Raw genomic sequence first — 15,908 nt, forward strand, 5'->3', positions numbered from 1 at the left:
CTTTAGTGCGTGTCGGGTTGCAAGGCGGCCTGAACCACGGCGGGCATCTTGGCCATCTGTGCCAGTTCGTCGGGGGTGAGGCCATGGCGGGCGTAGCTACGGCTATCGGGGTAGCTGACTCGGACGCGGCCATCCTCCTGGCGGGCGATCAGGACTCGATAAGGCAGATCCAGCGCCAGGGAGGGGTGCGCTAACATCAGGGGTGTGCCCCCCTTGGGATTGCCGAACACCAATACCGTGGTCGGCGGCATGGTGAGTCCATTTTGTTGGGCGGCGGCGGCGTGATCCAGTTCGGCGAAGAGGGTGAGCTGGCGAGCCTGGAGGGCGGTCAATAGGCGTTGGCGGGTTTGCGCGAAGTCATAGGGACTGATCTGGCTCAGGGTCATCTCATCTCCTTGCGGGGCGGCGGCGCGGACGATAAACGGCAGGCATAGCGCCAGTAAGAACAGGGTACGTGCGATCATCATAGTCTCCTCTGACGATAGAAACAGGATCGTTAGCATAAAACGCCGCGCCAATCCGGCGATTGCCTCGGCGTCTCACCCCCTTGTCTGCGCGTCTTTATCGTCACCTCTCGCTGGCCGTTCGCACGGCGAATTACGCCGTGTATCGCGCGTCGCGGTTGTTGGTGGTGCGGCATGGTGAGATGTGCAGGGGCGCGCCCCGCCGTCGGATGGCGGGTGCGCGTGGCCGGTCCGAAATTATCTTGCGGCTGGCGCCGAGGAGGAGGCCTGCGGCACCAGAGGCTTAGAAGCCGAACTCTTTGAACATGTCATGACTTCCCATGCCGTTGTCCTGTGGGTGGTTCATCGACTCCATCTGCTTGACCAATCCCAGGCTGGCGCCGATAGGGCCGCCGACGCTGAAGCCAACGCTGCTGGAGCGCGTTTTCGTGGTGCTGCTGCTGTGGGTTTGGCTATGGGTATTACAGTTGCTCTGGCGTGTACGCGTGAAGCCATTATCATGGTATTGGCTATCCTCGCTCTGAGTACAATTTCCTTGTGACTGAGTCTGGCTGTCTCCGGTGGTGTGGCTGCGGCTATCCGTGTGCCACTCGCTATAGCGTCCCGCCGGTGCGATGACGTCGACCGGTGTCCCGTAGGCGGCATAGGGATGCATGCTCATGTCGCTACAAGCCGCCAGCAGCAATGTGGCGCTAATGCTAAAGAGGATCTTACCCCGCGTGGTATTTTTCATTGTGTCTACCTATTTCTCGTTAGTTATTTATTATGCCCTGTCCTAGCAGGTCGGCTATTATTCATTCTTCAATTTTGAGATCAAGCGATTTTAAATAGTTTGGTATTATTCTTAATGTCGCTATTTAGGGTAAAGATTCATTTGCAATACAAATAAAGTTATGTCGAGCTATTCCTTCGGCAAAATCGATGTGAGCTTTCAGTCTATTCCTAATTAGGCTGAGAACGTCGCTGAAGGTACGCTTTCGTTTAGCCTTGGTATATTTTTCTGGAGCTATGGTAGCGGCATTACGGCGGCAGAGCGTGTGCGTAATACGCTGGCTCTGGGCGATCGTCCCGGCACGGCCTCTGTGCCGCCAGTAATGATTAACAGGCTGTATCTAATATGTTTTTTAGCACGGGGTTGACGCTCCGCGCTCATCCTATTTTGACTCGTTACTCTGTTTCAGGAATAACCATAATGAAAACACGCTGGCGTGCATTATCTCTGTTGATCACCATGGGTATCACAGCACCGGCCATGGCCGATGCGCAGACTGTTTCCTTGGGCTATGCCCAGGCGAAGGTCGCCGACTTTAAAAATATTGCCGGGGTCAATCTGAAGTACCGTTATGAGTGGGACTCTCCCTTGAGTCTGATGACCTCGTTTACCTATATGAGTGGCAGTAAGTCATTCGAAGATAAGGCGGGGCTGGATTATTCCTGTGGTAATGGCGATGTAAAATATTATTCTCTGGCCGCGGGCCCGGCCTGGCGCATCAGTGACACCGTTAGCCTCTATGGTTTGGTCGGCGTTAACGTCAATAAGACCACGGTATCGAGTACGTGGCGCGAGGTCTCGTTCGGCAGCTATCAAGAAGGCAGCCTCCAGGAATCGCGTAGCAAGGGCGCGGTGATGTACGGCGCCGGCGTGCAGATCAATCCGTTGGCTAATTGGAGCGTAGATATCGGCTATGAAGGCTCTCGGGTCGATCTGGGTGGCAGTAAGCACAGCATCAACGGCTTCAACCTGGGCGTTGGCTACCGTTTCTAAGCGACCGTGACGGCGGGCGGCGTCACGCCACCCGCCAGGGGCCGGTCAGGCATCGGGCAATAGCCGGACTTTGATATCGGCCGGCGCGGCATGATAGGGCGCCGAGGTGACCAATAAGCCGATACCACATTGCGCCATGCTCTCGACACTCTTGAGGTTGATTCCTCCCGCCAGTGATAGGCGGCAAGCGGGGGCCAGATCGTCGGCCAAGCGGCGGGTCGCCAGCGCTTGCTCGGGGGTGAACTTATCCAGTTGCAGAATATCGGGTTGGGCATACAGTGCCGCCCGGGCCTCATCGGGCGTGTCCGCCTCGACGATGATGCATTTCTCGGGCGCCTGACGACGTAGGCGCGACACCATGCCTTGCCAGTCGTCGGGATCGGGCCAGAAACGGCGATGGTTGGCGAACAGTAGCACGGTCTCCCCGCAGCCTGCTCGATGCAGGATGGCACCGCCATCGAGTACGGCTTGCATCACGGCCAGCCGAGTCCCCGGCACCGACTTACGAGTGCAGGCGATCTGACCATCGGGCTGATAGCGCCGCAGGATGGCGACCATGCGTGCGGTGTAATCGCTCACCCCACAACTCCACTCCAAGAGATTTTGGCACGCCTTCCAGCCTTGATGTAATGCGCTGGCAGAACCTCGCGCCTGTAACAGCAGGGCGCCAGGCTCGACGGTGTCCCCGTCGTTGACGGCGGGGGTCGCCGCTAGACCGAGACGGGCGAGCAGGCGGCAAGCCAGGGTGATGGCGCTGACGCAGCCCCCCTGGCGGTGATAGAAGCGTATCTCTCCACGCCGATCGCCGATGCCCAGCGCACGGGTGGTGATGTCGCCTCCCTGAATATCTTCTTGTAGCCAGGCATCCAACTGACTATCGCTGATAAAGATCATACGCCCTCCTCGGCGAGGGGCTGCCAGGCGATCAATGCCCAGTCGCGTAGCGCGCCGGCCGGGGTGCGTCCGTGTAGACGGCAGTGACGGTAGTAGGCTTCCAGTGCCTGGCGCTCGTCGGCGCTGACGTCACCAAGCGCGATACTCAAGGCATCGGCGAACTGGGCGGCCGACTCGGTGAATTGCTGGCAGGCGGGCGCTCGGATAAAGCTGACCGTGGCATGGATCCCCATTTGGTAGAGGATGTTGACGGCGTAGATGTAGTTGGGTAGCTCGCGCACCGGGCGGCCGATGGCGCGCAAGATCTCGCCGTCGACGAAGCTGCCGCTGACCGGGTGGGTGGTATAGACCGCTAAGCGGGCATACTGATTGAGTTTGGCCAGCGCCGGACGCAGATCGTCTACCAAGGTTGAGCGTGAGGCGACGGCGATGTCGCAGCGTGGAATATCGTCCCAGGGATCTTCCCAGGCGCGTCGTAGCAGGGTGGCATTCTCGATCCCTTGATGGCTGGCGCGCTGGGCGGCCACCGCCAGCATCCCTTGGCTGTAGTCCAAGCCATACACCTGGCGTAGGTGAGGGGCGAGCGCCAGGCAGACACTGCCGGGGCCGCAGCCGACGTCCAAGAGTGTCTCTGCCTGATGCAGATCGATCGCCGCCGTCAGTTGTTGTAGGTAGGGATCGTTGGGGGCGGCGCAGGTGACCGACATGGCCTGGGCGCGGCGATCCCAATGTTCCGGCGACTTCGGAGTACGCTGCGCCAGCGCCAACTGTTGGCGATAGAGTGCGGCGAAGTCAATCTCATCGATTAGCATTACCCTTCTCCTTGTGGGGCCGCGGCGTTGTCTGTGGCACGGCATACGCGTCGGCATACGTTATATATTGTTTTATATATTGGAAAGATGTCGCTACGGCGTCAAGCGTTATACCGGTAAATAGCGTGGATCGAATCGCCACGGGAGAAAAGACTCGGCGCTCACGCCTGTGAAAACGGTGGCTTTTTAGAGAAGAAAAGGGGCCATTGGGGTGTACTTTGCCCTGTTATGGTCGCTGTCGTCGAGCAGAAAACGGTACGGAGAGGGGGATGTATCGGCGGTGTGACGCAGGCCGGTTTATCGCCATTAGATGGAGAAGAAAACGGATAATTACAAATAAAATAAATATACCGTGCGGCCGCTAATATATTGTATAACGGTACTAACAGGAGGGGTTGACGGCACGCTACGCGGCGTTACCGATTATTATTCCCACGCCGCCGAGAGGCGCTTTATCCTGTCGGATGATTACCCGTCCGTACCCATGCGCGCGGCTACCTTCTGGGCGTCGGTAGCGGGGTAGAGAGTACGGATGGGTAAACTCATTCGACTCGCGGTTATTTACGCTGGGCCTTGGAAAGCATCCACTGCCATTTCTGTTCGCGGTTTAATTCATCGGGAGGAACACGGATCGCCATGCGAGCTACCGCTTCCGCATCGGCCTGAGCCTCCTGGCGTGCCATTGCTTCACTGACGCTGGGACTCTCCTCATTCTCCATATTGATTGCATTACGAATACGCGTGGCGATCAGCTCATCGATATGCGTGACCTGAATCAAGCGTTGACACTGGCAGCCGCGCCCTTCGAGTTGATTAGGGACGGTCTTGGTCTGGCAGGTGATCTCTTCCACGCCGGAAAGAATATAGGAGACGGTGTTGATGGCCTTACAGGTAGAAAGGTCGAACTGCTGGGCGATTTCGCGGGCACTGACCCAACGTTGCTGTTGCATCACCCAACGGGCAACCGACAGATATAAAGGTTCCTGAGCATACTCTGTACACATATTTTCACCCATTTAACCAGAATGGTTAATCCATTTAACAATATTCTGTGGCTTAAGGTAGAATATGATTAGCCGCCCTTATCGATATATTCATGGTTGGCTTACCCTCGGCCATGGATATTTTGAATATACCTAAGCTCTCCTACTATTAACAATGAAATTTTTATTATTTTTGGGGAAAGTGTCGTCTATGACGCATTGTTAATTTAATGTTTTATCTAGGTTTGATTTACGTAATTTAGCATGTGGCGGTGTTGCCGATATCGTTGCCGTTAGCCGAGTAATTTTGAGATTGAATATTATTGCTGCGCACATCAGCGATGGTGATGATTAGTGTCTTCCTCTTGTCGCTTCTGTTGCTATGCTATTATTTATTATGAATTTTTATGCTTATGTCATGGCTCACAGAACCTATTTTATTATGCCATAAAATAATCCCTATCTTATCTGGAGGGTATAATGAAGGCGAACAATAAAGTGAATGTTCTCCAGCGGGTTTCCGCGGAGATGCAACGTGTTTTGCAGTTTCAACAGGATAATGCAACGCAAGAGCCAGCTTGCTCGGATTATTCTTCGATGCGTCAGGCCTATATTCAAGAGCGACAATATTGGAATCAGGGTGGGGCCGAAATGGCGCGCTGTGAATCGCTCTCGGTGGCGACGCCTTATGGTTCCGTTGCCACGCGAATCTATTATCCGCATCACCCGGTGCGGGCAGTGATCTTTTACCTGCATGGCGGCGGTTTTATTTTGGGTAATCTTGATACCCATGATCGGATTATGCGTCTATTAGCGGATTATAGTCACTGCGCCGTGGTGGGCATCGATTATACCCTCTCACCCGAGGCACGTTTCCCACAGGCGATCGAGGAGAGTGTCGCGGTATGTCGTTTCTTTCATCAGCATGCCGCCGACTACGATCTGCCGATGACCCATATCGGTTTTGCCGGGGACTCGGCCGGTGCCATGCTGGCCATGGCGACGGTTTTGTGGTTGCGCGATCATTGCATCGACTGCGGCGACGTCCGTGGCGTGTTGCTCTATTACGGATTGTACGGCTTGCAGGATTCCGCCACGCGTCGCCTGTATGGTGGCGTTTGGGATGGCTTGACTCAGGCGGATCTGCTCAGCTATGAGCAGGCTTACCTACCGAATGAAGCGGCGCGGGAGTCTCCCTATTACTGCATTTTTAACAATGAATTAACTCACGATATTCCACCTTGCTTTATCGCTGGGGCGGAGTTCGATCCGCTGCTGGATGACAGTGCGGCGTTGTATCAGACCTTGCGTGAGCATCAGCAACCGTGCAGCTATCACATCTATCCTGGGGTGCTGCATGCCTTCCTGCACTATTCGCGCATGATGGCGTCCGCCGATCAGGCGCTGCGTGATGGCGCCGACTATTTTTACCGCCAGTTGCCGATCGCCTAACGGCAGAACGGGTTGCCCAAGGGCAACCCGTTTGTCGCGCCGGGGTTAACCTCGGCTGCGGCGCAAGCTCATCTGGCTGGTCTCTTCCAGCGTCAGGCCGCGCGTTTCCGGCGCCATCATCACCGACACTAACAGGCCGACCAGCGAGATCCCCGCGCCGACCAGCATGGTGGCGGAGATGCCGTGTTGCTGCATGAACAGTGGCAGGGCATAGGTCGAGACGACGGTGCCGATGCGGCTCAGTGACATGGCGGCACCGACCGCCGAGGCGCGAATGGCGGTGGGGAACAGTTCGTTAGGATAGAGCCATTGTAGAATACCCGGGCCGCCAGAGAAGAAGGCATACAGGGCGAAGGCGCTGACGATCAAGAGAATACCCGGCTGATCGATCAGGCCTAACATCAGTAACGCCAGGGTCATGACGGCGAAACTGCCGATCAACAGTGGGCGGCGTCCGATACTGTTCAGCCAATACATGGCCGGTAGGCAGCCCAACATGAAGAACAGGCTGATCACCACGTTGCCCAGTACCGCCTCGCGCCCCTGCTCGAGTCCCAGGAGGGTGACGATCTGCGGGCCAAAGGTGTAGATGGCGAACATGGGGATCACCTGACAGGTCCAGATCAGGGCGACGAACAGGATCGAGGAGAGGTGACGCCGGCTGAAGATGTCGCGGTAGCGTGTCTCTTGCTGCGTCTCGTCGTCGAAGGAGACCGGTTGGCCGAACAGTTTAATCATCAGCGCCTGGCATTCGGCATGGCGTCCCTTGCGGATCAACCAGCGTGGCGACTCCGGCAACTCGACCCGCCCCAGTAAGATGACGATACAGGGGATGATGGCGCTCCCCAGCATCCAACGCCAGCCGTTTTCCACGTCATACAGCAGGTAGCCGACCAGATCGGCGGCGGTGGCACCGATGTACCACATCGCGGCGATGAATCCCATGGTGAAGGCGCGCTGCTTGGTGGAGGAGAATTCGGCGATCATCGAGGTGGCGATGGGGTAGTCGGCGCCGATGACGATGCCGATCAGGAAACGCAGGATCACCAACTCCAGTGGTGAACTGACGAACATGGTGGCGGCGGAGATCACCCCGATGGCGATGATGTCGATCAGAAACATCAGGCGGCGGCCGACGCGGTCGGCAATATAGCCGAATAGCGAGGTACCGATGAACAGGCCGACCAGGGTGGCGGCGCCGACTAAGCCTATCCAGTTGGCATCCAGTTGCAGCAGCGGTGTCAGCTGCTCTAAGGCGATGCCGATGATCACCAGTACGTAGCCATCGAGGAACGGGCCGCCGCTCCCCCACAGCATGATCTTGCGGTGCACCGGCGTAAAACTGATGTCATCGAATCTTTTATGCTGTTCCATAATCCTGGTATCTATAAAGGTTGCGATGCAATCCCCGCCGTGGCGGGGGGCCGGCAGGTGCGTTATTGTGATTATGCGACGGAGACGGGGGGACCCGTCTCCGTCGAGAGGTTAGCCGTAGCGGTATTCGACACCGAAGGTGCCGCGTGGGTAGTTCCATTGTTCCAGCACGTCATCGACACCCAGGATGCGGCAGGTGCCGCACTCCAGACAGCCGGCATAGTCGAACTGGACGCTGCCATCGTCCTGCAGCTTATATAACCCCGCCGGGCAGGCCAGGGTCAGGGTGCGCAAGGCGGCCATGTTGGGGTGCTCGCGGATGACGATATGCGGATGCCCCTCATCGACATGGAACTTATTGATGCCCAGTTTGACATCGACGTTAACGGGTTCACTCATAGTGCTGTCACTCCTTTAATGCCGTCTTTCAGCAGATTCAGGTAGCCGACCTGTTTGCAGTGTTGCAGCAGGGTCTTACGCAGCGGCTGCGGGGGGCGGCCATCGACGGTAAACAGCGCGGACATAATGTCGGCGGCCAGCTGCGGGTACTGCGTGAACATGCGCGGGTTATCCATCATCTCCGGCACCTTGCGGTAGTGGCGCAGCTCCTTCATCACCGGCAGGCTCTCCAGCAGACGGGGGTAATCGGCCAGTCCGGCGGCGCTAAAGTCTTGCTTCTCGCGTGCCGCCAGGACGGCCTGCGCCGCCGCTTCGCCGGAGGCGATCGCCAGATCCATGCCGCGGATGGTAAAGCCGAGGTTGAGGCACATCCCCGCCGCGTCGCCCGCCAGCAGCACCCCATCGGCCACCAGTTTCGGTTGCATGTTGATACCGGCCTCGGGAACCACATGGGCGGCGTACTCGACGGTCTTACCGCCTTCGATCAGCGGGCGCACCGTCGGGTGTTGTTTGAAGTCTTCCAACATCTGCGGGATCGATTTGCCCGCCTGCTCAATGTGGTGCAGGCCACAGACGATGCCGAGCGAGAGCGAGTCGCCGTTGGTGTAGAGGAAGCCGCCGCCCATCAGGCCGTCGGAGGGGGTGCCGGCGAACAGCCAGGCGGTACCGTCGTTCCCCTGGAGGGCGAAGCGGGCCTCTAGGAGCTCACGCGGCAGCTCAATCAGCTCTTTCACCCCCACGGCGACGTTCTTGGCCGCTACGCGCGGTTGTACCATGCCGATCTGCTCGGCCAGTAGGGCGTTGACCCCTTCGGCTAGGATCACCACGTTCGCCTCCAGCTCGTCGCCATCGGCCTCGACGCCAACGACGCGGCCATCGCGTTGGATCAGCCGATCGACGCGGATGCCGGGGATGAACTGGGCGCCGGCCGCTTCGGCCTGCTCCATCAGCCAGGTATCGAATTTACCGCGCAATACCGAATAGGAGGCGGCGTTGGCTTCGCCCTCTCGGCCATTGTGATAATCCAGGGTGACGGCGCTATCGGCGGTGAGGAATGAGATCTTCTCGTGAGTAATGCGGCGTTCTACGGGGGCCTGTTCGGCGAAGCCCGGGATGATGCGCTCCAGGGAGTGGGCGTACAGACGACCGCCGGTGACGTTTTTCGCGCCGGCGTAGTTGCCGCGCTCGATCACCAGGACGTTGGCGCCGGCACGCGCCAGCACCAGGGCGGCGACGCAGCCGGCCAGACCTGCGCCGACGATAATGGCGTCAAATGCATCTTCAGACATGGTGTCTCCAGTAGCAGGTAAAGCGACCGGCGCGCCATCAGGGGCGCCGGTCAGAGGGCTAGCGTTTCAGGGCCTCGGTCAGGGCGGGGACGATCTTGGTCAGATCCCCGACGATGCCATAGTCGGCATACTGGAAGATCGGGGCGTTCTTATCCTTGTTGATCGCCATGATGGTCTGGGCGCCATTGGCACCGACCATGTGTTGGATCTGGCCGGAGATGCCCAGCGCCAGATACAGTTCCGGCTTGATCATGATGCCGGAGATGCCGACGTAGCGTTCGCGCTCCATCCACTTCTCGTTCTCGGCAACCGGGCGTGAACAACCCAGTTCGGCGCCGATGGCGTCGCTGAAGGCTTGCGCCAGTGCGATATTCTGCTGGCTGCCGATGCCGCGTCCGACGCTGACGACCCAACGGGCTTTGCCCAGATCGACGCTTTCTCCCTGTTTCGCGCGGCGGGAGACGCAGGCGATCTCCTTGGCCGGGGCGACGAAGGCTAGCGCACTGGCGCTGCCGCTACGGGTGGCATCTTCTTCGGCGGCGGCGAAGGCGCCGCTGGCCAGGGTGATCACGGCATAGGGGGTATCGATACGCTCTTTACCTAGTGCCAGGCCACCGTACACCATGTGCGTGGCGACCGGTTGGCCGTCGTCCAGGGCGACATCGCTGGCGTCATTGACGACACCGGCTTGCAGGCGAGCACCGAGACGGGCTGCCAGCGCCTTGCCGCGACGGGTGGCGGGCAGTAGGACCAGGGCGCGATCGCCGTGACTACGAATGGCGTGCGCCAGGGTATCGGCATAGGACTCGACGATGCGCTCGGCGGGGAGCGAACCGAGATCGTGGACGGCGTCGGCACCGAGGCGGAAGGCCTGCGCGGCCTGCGCTTCGCCCTGGACAACGGCTTGCACGTTCTCGCCCAATGCGCGGGCGCCGCCGATCACTTCAGCCAGGCGTGATTGGTTGTCACTGAATACCCATACGGTTGCATATTTGCTCATGTTATTCCCCATTAACGCACGATTTTGCGCAACTGTTCTGCAAACTCGGCGATCTGTTCTTCGCCGTCCCCTTCGATGATCACCCGCGCACGCGCCTTCTGCTGCGGCGCCTGGACGCTGAGCAGGGTGGTGTAGGATTGCACATCGCCCGCGTCGAGATCGGCGCATGCCCAGGTCTGCGCTGGCTTCTTGGCGGCGCCGAGGATGGCTTTCATCGACGGGATCTGCGGCGCGTTGATGTCGGTCGAGACGGCGATGACGGCCGGCAACGGCAGGGTGAGGGTTTCGATCTCATCTTCCAGGGTGCGCTCTACCTCGATGTGATCGGTGCCGAGCGCCAGAATCCGGCTGACGCCATTGATCGCCGGTACGCCGAGTGCGTCGCCTAACAGCAGACCGACCTGCTGGGCGTAGAGGTCGGCGGAACCGTCGCCGCACAGGATCAGGTCGAAGCCGCTCTTACGTGCCGCCGCGGCCAGCAGGCTGGCGGTCTGATGCGGTAGGCTTTTCTCTAGGCCGGCTTCCGTCACGGCAATCAGCTCGTCCGGGCCGCGTGACAGCACATCTTTACGTGCCTTGGCGTTGTTCAGGGCGTCGCCGCCGACGCTCATGGCGACGATATGAATATCGCTATTCTGCTGTTTTAAGGCGTTGGCCGCTTCAATCGCATTAAGATCGAACTGACTGATTTTGGCATCCGCCTTACTGAGGTTCAGGGAGCCATCACTGTTTACCGTGATATCCTGCTCTTCGGGGATGAGTTTATAACATGCGATAATTTTCATCACTTCTCCGCTAGGCAATATAAATTGGGGTACGACGCTACTGTCCAGAATCAGGCAGCAGACCGGGAAGAAAAATTAAATTATATTTTGGTAATAGGCTTGTTAAATACCTTTAACCTGTTCTATAAATAAATCGGCGGCAAATAGAGTCGGTGTAATTTAATATTCCTTCATCGCGTATCCTGGTGCTGAAATCATTCTGACGCCAATAGAAATACCATGATTCAAAATGCCAAAATAATACCTAGATCACCAATATTGAAGGTGTTACATTGCGTTTGCATTACGTTCATCACCTCCGATTTTCACGTAACTAGTTGTTTTTAATTAAGTTATTTTAGTCATTAACTCGCTCTATTCTGTGGTGAACATCAGGCGTGGCGAGCAACCAGAGAAATAATTTGATTAAGATCACAGATTATTGAACGGTCCAATTTCATTATAATCACACATTAATCATTCGCTCTCGCTTACCGCGCAGGATAAGCTGCGTTGAGAAATGTAATATTGGTAATTTGGTAATCAATTGCTTTTTTATCTCAAATAATAGAGAGACTCATGTCGCGCTACGCCGAGTTATATCTGCGCTAACGTGGCTTATTCAGAACCTTTACACTTAACGTGGTCATGGCGGGCCAGGCCTTGCTATGAGGGGAAGAAACGCAAATGCAGACAGAAAATAGCAAACGGAAAACAGGGATAGAGCCGAAAGTCTTTTTCCCTTCACTGATTATTGTCGCGTTACTTTGTTATCTCACTATCCGTGACCTGGATGCCTCCAATGCGGTGATTAACTCGGTATTTAATTACATCACCTACACATGGGGTTGGGCATTCGAATGGTACATGGTGGTGATGTTGGGGGGATGGTTTTGGCTGATCTTTGGGCCCTTTGCCCAGCGTCGCCTGGGGGATGAGGCGCCGGAGTTCAGCACCGTCAGCTGGATCTTCATGATGTTCGCCTCCTGTACATCGGCGGCGGTATTGTTCTGGGGCTCCATCGAGATCTATTACTACGTCGCCACGCCGCCCTTCGGCCTGACGCCGTTCTCCAACGCCGCTAAAGAGATGGGCTTGGCCTATAGCCTGTTCCACTGGGGACCGTTGCCATGGGCGACCTACAGCTTCCTGGCGGTGGCCTTCGGTTACTTCTTGTTTGTCCGTAAGATCAGTGTGGTACGCCCCAGCGGCACCCTGGTCGCCCTGATGGGAGAGAAGCGTTGTAACGGCCTGTTCGGCGTCGTGGTGGATAACCTGTACCTGGTGGCGCTGATCCTGGCGATGGGGACCAGTCTGGGTCTGGCGACGCCGTTGGTGACCGAGTGTATCCAGTATCTGTTCGGTGTGCCGCATACGCTGGAACTGGATGCGTTGATCATCTGCTGCTGGATCGTGTTTAACGCCGTGTGCGTCGCCTTCGGTCTGCAGAAGGGGGTCAAGGTCGCCAGTGATGTGCGTAACTACCTGAGCATCATCATCCTGGCGTGGGTGTTGATCATCGGTGCGACCAGCTTCACCGTGAACTACTTCACCGATTCTATCGGGGTGCTGCTGATGAACGTCGGCCGCATGCTGTTCTACACCGACGCGGTCGGTAAGAGCGGCTTCCCGCAGGCCTGGACCGTGTTCTACTGGGCATGGTGGATCGTCTACGGCATTCAGATGTGTATCTTCCTGGCTCGTATCTCCAAGGGACGTACCGTGCGCCAGCTGTGCCTGGGGATGGTCGGTGGCCTGACCGCCTCCACCTGGTTGCTGTGGACCATCCTGGGGAGTAACACCCTGTCGCTGATGAACAACAGCGTGATCGATCTGCCGAAGACCATCGAGTCGCACGGGGTGGCACGCGCCATCATCGAGACCTGGGCCGCGCTGCCGATGAGTACGGCGACGATGTGGGCGTTCTTCATTCTCTGCTTCATCGCCACCGTAACGCTGATCAACGCCTGCTCCTACACCCTGGCTATGTCGACCTGTAAAGAGGCCAGTGGCTATCAAGAACCCCCGATTTGGGTACGCGTGGGCTGGTCGGTGCTGGTCGGCATCATCGGCATCATCCTGCTGGCACTGGGCGGACTGAAGCCGATTCAGACGGCGATTATCGCCGGCGGTTGCCCACTGTTCTTTGTCAATATATTGATAACAATATCTTTCTTGAAAGATGCCAAGTCCACGTACTGGAAATATTAAACCGTTAACTGCCAACCAAGAGGTCTGACACATGGATTTTACACTGACTGACGAACAGGAACTGTTCGTTGCCGGGATTCGCGATTTGATGGCGCAGGAAAACTGGGAAGCCTACTTCGCCGAGTGCGATCGCAACAGCGAGTATCCCGAACGTTTCGTCAAGGCTTTGGCGGATATGGGCATCGACTCACTGCTGCTGCCGGAAGATCAGGGCGGCTTGGACGCCGGCTTCGTGACCCTGGCCGCGGTCTGGATGGAACTGGGACGTCTGGGCGCGCCGACCTATGTGCTGTATCAACTGCCGGGCGGCTTCAACACCGTACTGCGTGAAGGGACTCCGGAGCAGATCGACCGCATCATGGCCTTCCGCGGTACCGGTAAGCAGATGTGGAACTCGGCGATCACCGAGCCGGGTGCGGGGTCCGACGTGGGTAGCCTGCAAACCACCTACACCCGTAAGAACGGCAAGGTCTACCTCAACGGTAGCAAGTGCTTCATCACCAGTAGCGCCTACACCCCCTACCTGGTGGTGATGGCACGCGATGGCGCGTCACCGGATAAGGCCATCTATTCCGAGTGGTTTGTCGACATGAGCCTGCCGGGCATCAAGGTCAACAAGCTGGAGAAGCTGGGTCTGCGTATGGACAGCTGCTGCGAAGTGGTGTTCGACAACGTCGAGCTGGAAGAGAAGGATCTGTTCGGCAGCGAAGGCAACGGTTTTAACCGCGTGAAGGAGGAGTTTGACCACGAGCGCTTCCTGGTTGCCCTGACGAACTACGGCACCGCGATGTGCGCCTTCGAAGATGCGGCCCGCTACGCCAACCAGCGTGTGCAGTTCGGTGAAACCATCGGCCGCTTCCAGCTGATCCAAGAGAAGTTCGCCCACATGGCCATCAAGTTGAACTCGATGAAAAACATGCTGTTGGAAGCGGCATGGAAGAGCGACAACGGCCTGATGACGTCCGGCGATGCGGCGATGTGTAAGTACTTTTGCGCCAATGCGTCCTTCGAAGTCGTGGATAGCGCGATGCAAGTCCTGGGTGGGGTAGGGATCGCCGGCGATCACCGCATCACCCGCTTCTGGCGCGATCTGCGTGTGGACCGCGTCTCTGGCGGCTCCGATGAGATGCAGATCCTGACTCTGGGGCGCGCGGTACTGAAACAGTATCGCTAAACGCCAACGACGGCCGCCACGGCGGCCGTCTCTCCGCCATGATGCCCGGAGCGGAGGCTCCGCCCTCGGGCCCGCTGATTTTGCAAAAGAAGGATCATGCTATGTCTGACTGTCTGTCCATGCCCAAATTTGGTCCGCTTTCTGGCCTACGCGTCGTATTTTCCGGCATCGAGATCGCCGGTCCCTTTGCCGGGCAAATGTTTGCCGAGTGGGGGGCGGAAGTCATTTGGATCGAGAACGTCGCCTACGCCGACACCATCCGAGTACAACCCAACTATCCGCAGCTGTCGCGCCGCAACCTGCATGCGCTGTCGCTGAACATTTTCAAGGACGAGGGGCGTGAAGCCTTCCTGCGCCTGATGGAGACCACCGATATCTTCATCGAGGCCAGCAAGGGCCCGGCCTTCGCCCGCCGCGGCATCACCGACGAGGTGCTGTGGGAACGTAACAAGAAACTGGTGATCGCTCACCTGTCCGGCTTTGGCCAGTATGGCTCGCCGGAGTACACCAACCTGGCCGCCTATAACACCATCGCCCAGGCCTTCAGCGGTTATCTGATCCAGAACGGCGATAAGGATCAGCCGATGCCCGCCTTCCCGTATACCGCCGACTATTTCTCCGGTATGACGGTGACCACCGCCGCCCTGGCCGCCCTGTACAAGGCACAGCAGACCGGCGTCGGCGAAAGCATCGACGTGGCGATGTATGAAGTGATGCTGCGCATGGGCCAGTACTTCATGATGGACTACTTCAACGGTGGCGAGATGTGCCCGCGGATGACCAAGGGCAAAGATCCCTACTACGCCGGTTGCGGTCTCTATCGTTGTAGCGATGGCTACATCGTGATGGAGCTGGTGGGTATCAACCAGATCCGCGAGCTGTTTGGCGACATCGGCCTGGCTCATCTGCTGGATACCCCTGAGATCCCGGAGGGTACCCAGTTGATCCACCGCATCGAATGCCCGCATGGCGAGCTGGTGGAAGAGAAGCTGGACGCCTGGCTGGCGCAGCACACCATCGCCGAGGTGCAAGCACGCTTCGCCGAGTTGAAGATCGCCTGCGCTAAGGTGCTGAACGTGGATGAGTTGGAGAGTAACCCGCAGTACGTAGCGCGCGAATCCATCACCACCTGGCAGGCCATCGACGGTCATACCTGCAAGGGACCGAACGTGATGCCGAAGTTCAAGAACAACCCCGGCCAGATCTGGCGCGGCATGCCGAATCACGGCATGGATACCGCGGCGATCCTGAACAGCATCGGCTATGACCAGGCGGCGATCGACGCGCTGGTCGAGAAGGGACTGGCCAAGACCAGCAAGTAAGATAA

15 protein-coding genes are annotated in these 15,908 nt (G+C 57.8%); 5 read left to right on the top strand and 10 right to left on the bottom strand.

What is annotated here, in order from left to right:
* Window positions 1–2 precede the first annotated feature (2 nt).
* Window positions 3–464, bottom strand: a complete 462-nt coding sequence (locus ACEQFP_RS08230) for a DUF302 domain-containing protein (RefSeq protein WP_005295233.1) — start codon at window positions 462–464, stop codon at window positions 3–5.
* A 283-nt stretch (window positions 465–747) separates the two neighbouring features.
* On the bottom strand, window positions 748–1,197 hold the full coding sequence (locus tag ACEQFP_RS08235; protein ID WP_068871765.1) for a hypothetical protein: 450 nt from the start codon (window positions 1,195–1,197) through the stop codon (window positions 748–750).
* Window positions 1,198–1,656: 459 nt separating this feature from the next.
* On the opposite strand from ACEQFP_RS08235, the gene ACEQFP_RS08240 reads away from it, so the two are divergent.
* On the top strand, window positions 1,657–2,229 hold the full coding sequence (locus ACEQFP_RS08240) for an Ail/Lom family outer membrane beta-barrel protein (protein WP_370547245.1): 573 nt from the start codon (window positions 1,657–1,659) through the stop codon (window positions 2,227–2,229).
* Between the two features lie 45 nt (window positions 2,230–2,274).
* On the opposite strand, the gene modD is transcribed toward ACEQFP_RS08240, so the two are convergent.
* The 3 genes from modD to caiF form a co-directional block, all read right to left on the bottom strand.
* Complete coding sequence (gene modD / locus ACEQFP_RS08245; RefSeq protein WP_097364428.1) at window positions 2,275–3,123, bottom strand: ModD protein; 849 nt, start codon at window positions 3,121–3,123, stop codon at window positions 2,275–2,277.
* Window positions 3,120–3,935: a class I SAM-dependent methyltransferase gene (locus ACEQFP_RS08250; RefSeq protein ID WP_047059336.1), complete on the bottom strand. Its 816-nt coding sequence runs from the start codon at window positions 3,933–3,935 to the stop codon at window positions 3,120–3,122. Before ACEQFP_RS08250 ends, modD begins: the two co-directional genes overlap by 4 nt.
* A 557-nt stretch (window positions 3,936–4,492) precedes the next feature.
* Entirely contained in the window at window positions 4,493–4,939 is a 447-nt protein-coding gene (caiF, locus tag ACEQFP_RS08255; RefSeq protein WP_005295240.1) for a carnitine metabolism transcriptional regulator CaiF, read from the bottom strand.
* Between the two features lie 459 nt (window positions 4,940–5,398).
* Here caiF and aes point away from each other — a divergent pair, with 459 nt between their 5' ends.
* The gene (gene aes / locus ACEQFP_RS08260; RefSeq protein ID WP_370547246.1) at window positions 5,399–6,370 is read left to right on the top strand and encodes an acetyl esterase; all 972 of its coding nucleotides are present in this window, start codon (window positions 5,399–5,401) and stop codon (window positions 6,368–6,370) included.
* A gap of 45 nt (window positions 6,371–6,415) precedes the next feature.
* Here the strand turns inward: aes and ACEQFP_RS08265 are convergent, their stop codons facing one another.
* From ACEQFP_RS08265 to fixA, 5 genes are all read right to left on the bottom strand, one after another.
* Entirely contained in the window at window positions 6,416–7,744 is a 1,329-nt protein-coding gene (locus ACEQFP_RS08265; RefSeq protein ID WP_005289215.1) for an MFS transporter, read from the bottom strand.
* Window positions 7,745–7,855: 111 nt separating this feature from the next.
* A complete protein-coding gene (fixX, locus tag ACEQFP_RS08270) occupies window positions 7,856–8,143 on the bottom strand; it encodes a ferredoxin-like protein FixX (protein WP_005289213.1) in 288 nt (95 codons plus the stop codon).
* A complete protein-coding gene (gene fixC / locus ACEQFP_RS08275) occupies window positions 8,140–9,432 on the bottom strand; it encodes an FAD-dependent oxidoreductase FixC (protein ID WP_005295244.1) in 1,293 nt (430 codons plus the stop codon). Before fixC ends, fixX begins: the two co-directional genes overlap by 4 nt.
* A gap of 58 nt (window positions 9,433–9,490) precedes the next feature.
* Window positions 9,491–10,432: an electron transfer flavoprotein subunit alpha gene (locus ACEQFP_RS08280; RefSeq protein ID WP_005295246.1), complete on the bottom strand. Its 942-nt coding sequence runs from the start codon at window positions 10,430–10,432 to the stop codon at window positions 9,491–9,493.
* Between the two features lie 11 nt (window positions 10,433–10,443).
* Window positions 10,444–11,217, bottom strand: a complete 774-nt coding sequence (fixA, locus tag ACEQFP_RS08285) for a putative electron transfer flavoprotein FixA (RefSeq protein WP_005289203.1) — start codon at window positions 11,215–11,217, stop codon at window positions 10,444–10,446.
* 666 nt (window positions 11,218–11,883) lie between these two features.
* On the opposite strand from fixA, the gene caiT reads away from it, so the two are divergent.
* The 3 genes from caiT (at window position 11,884) to caiB (ending at window position 15,903) form a co-directional block, all read left to right on the top strand.
* The gene (gene caiT / locus ACEQFP_RS08290) at window positions 11,884–13,407 is read left to right on the top strand and encodes an L-carnitine/gamma-butyrobetaine antiporter (RefSeq protein ID WP_005295250.1); all 1,524 of its coding nucleotides are present in this window, start codon (window positions 11,884–11,886) and stop codon (window positions 13,405–13,407) included.
* A 31-nt stretch (window positions 13,408–13,438) separates the two neighbouring features.
* Window positions 13,439–14,581 (top strand): crotonobetainyl-CoA dehydrogenase, encoded by a 1,143-nt coding sequence (caiA, locus tag ACEQFP_RS08295; protein WP_370547247.1) that lies wholly within the window; start codon window positions 13,439–13,441, stop codon window positions 14,579–14,581.
* A gap of 101 nt (window positions 14,582–14,682) precedes the next feature.
* Window positions 14,683–15,903, top strand: a complete 1,221-nt coding sequence (gene caiB / locus ACEQFP_RS08300) for an L-carnitine CoA-transferase (RefSeq protein ID WP_005295253.1) — start codon at window positions 14,683–14,685, stop codon at window positions 15,901–15,903.
* The last annotated feature ends 5 nt before the right edge of the window (window positions 15,904–15,908 follow it).

Origin of the sequence: Edwardsiella sp. A.80236, from assembly GCF_044540725.1 — a bacterium.
Lineage (GTDB): Bacteria > Pseudomonadota > Gammaproteobacteria > Enterobacterales > Enterobacteriaceae > Edwardsiella > Edwardsiella tarda.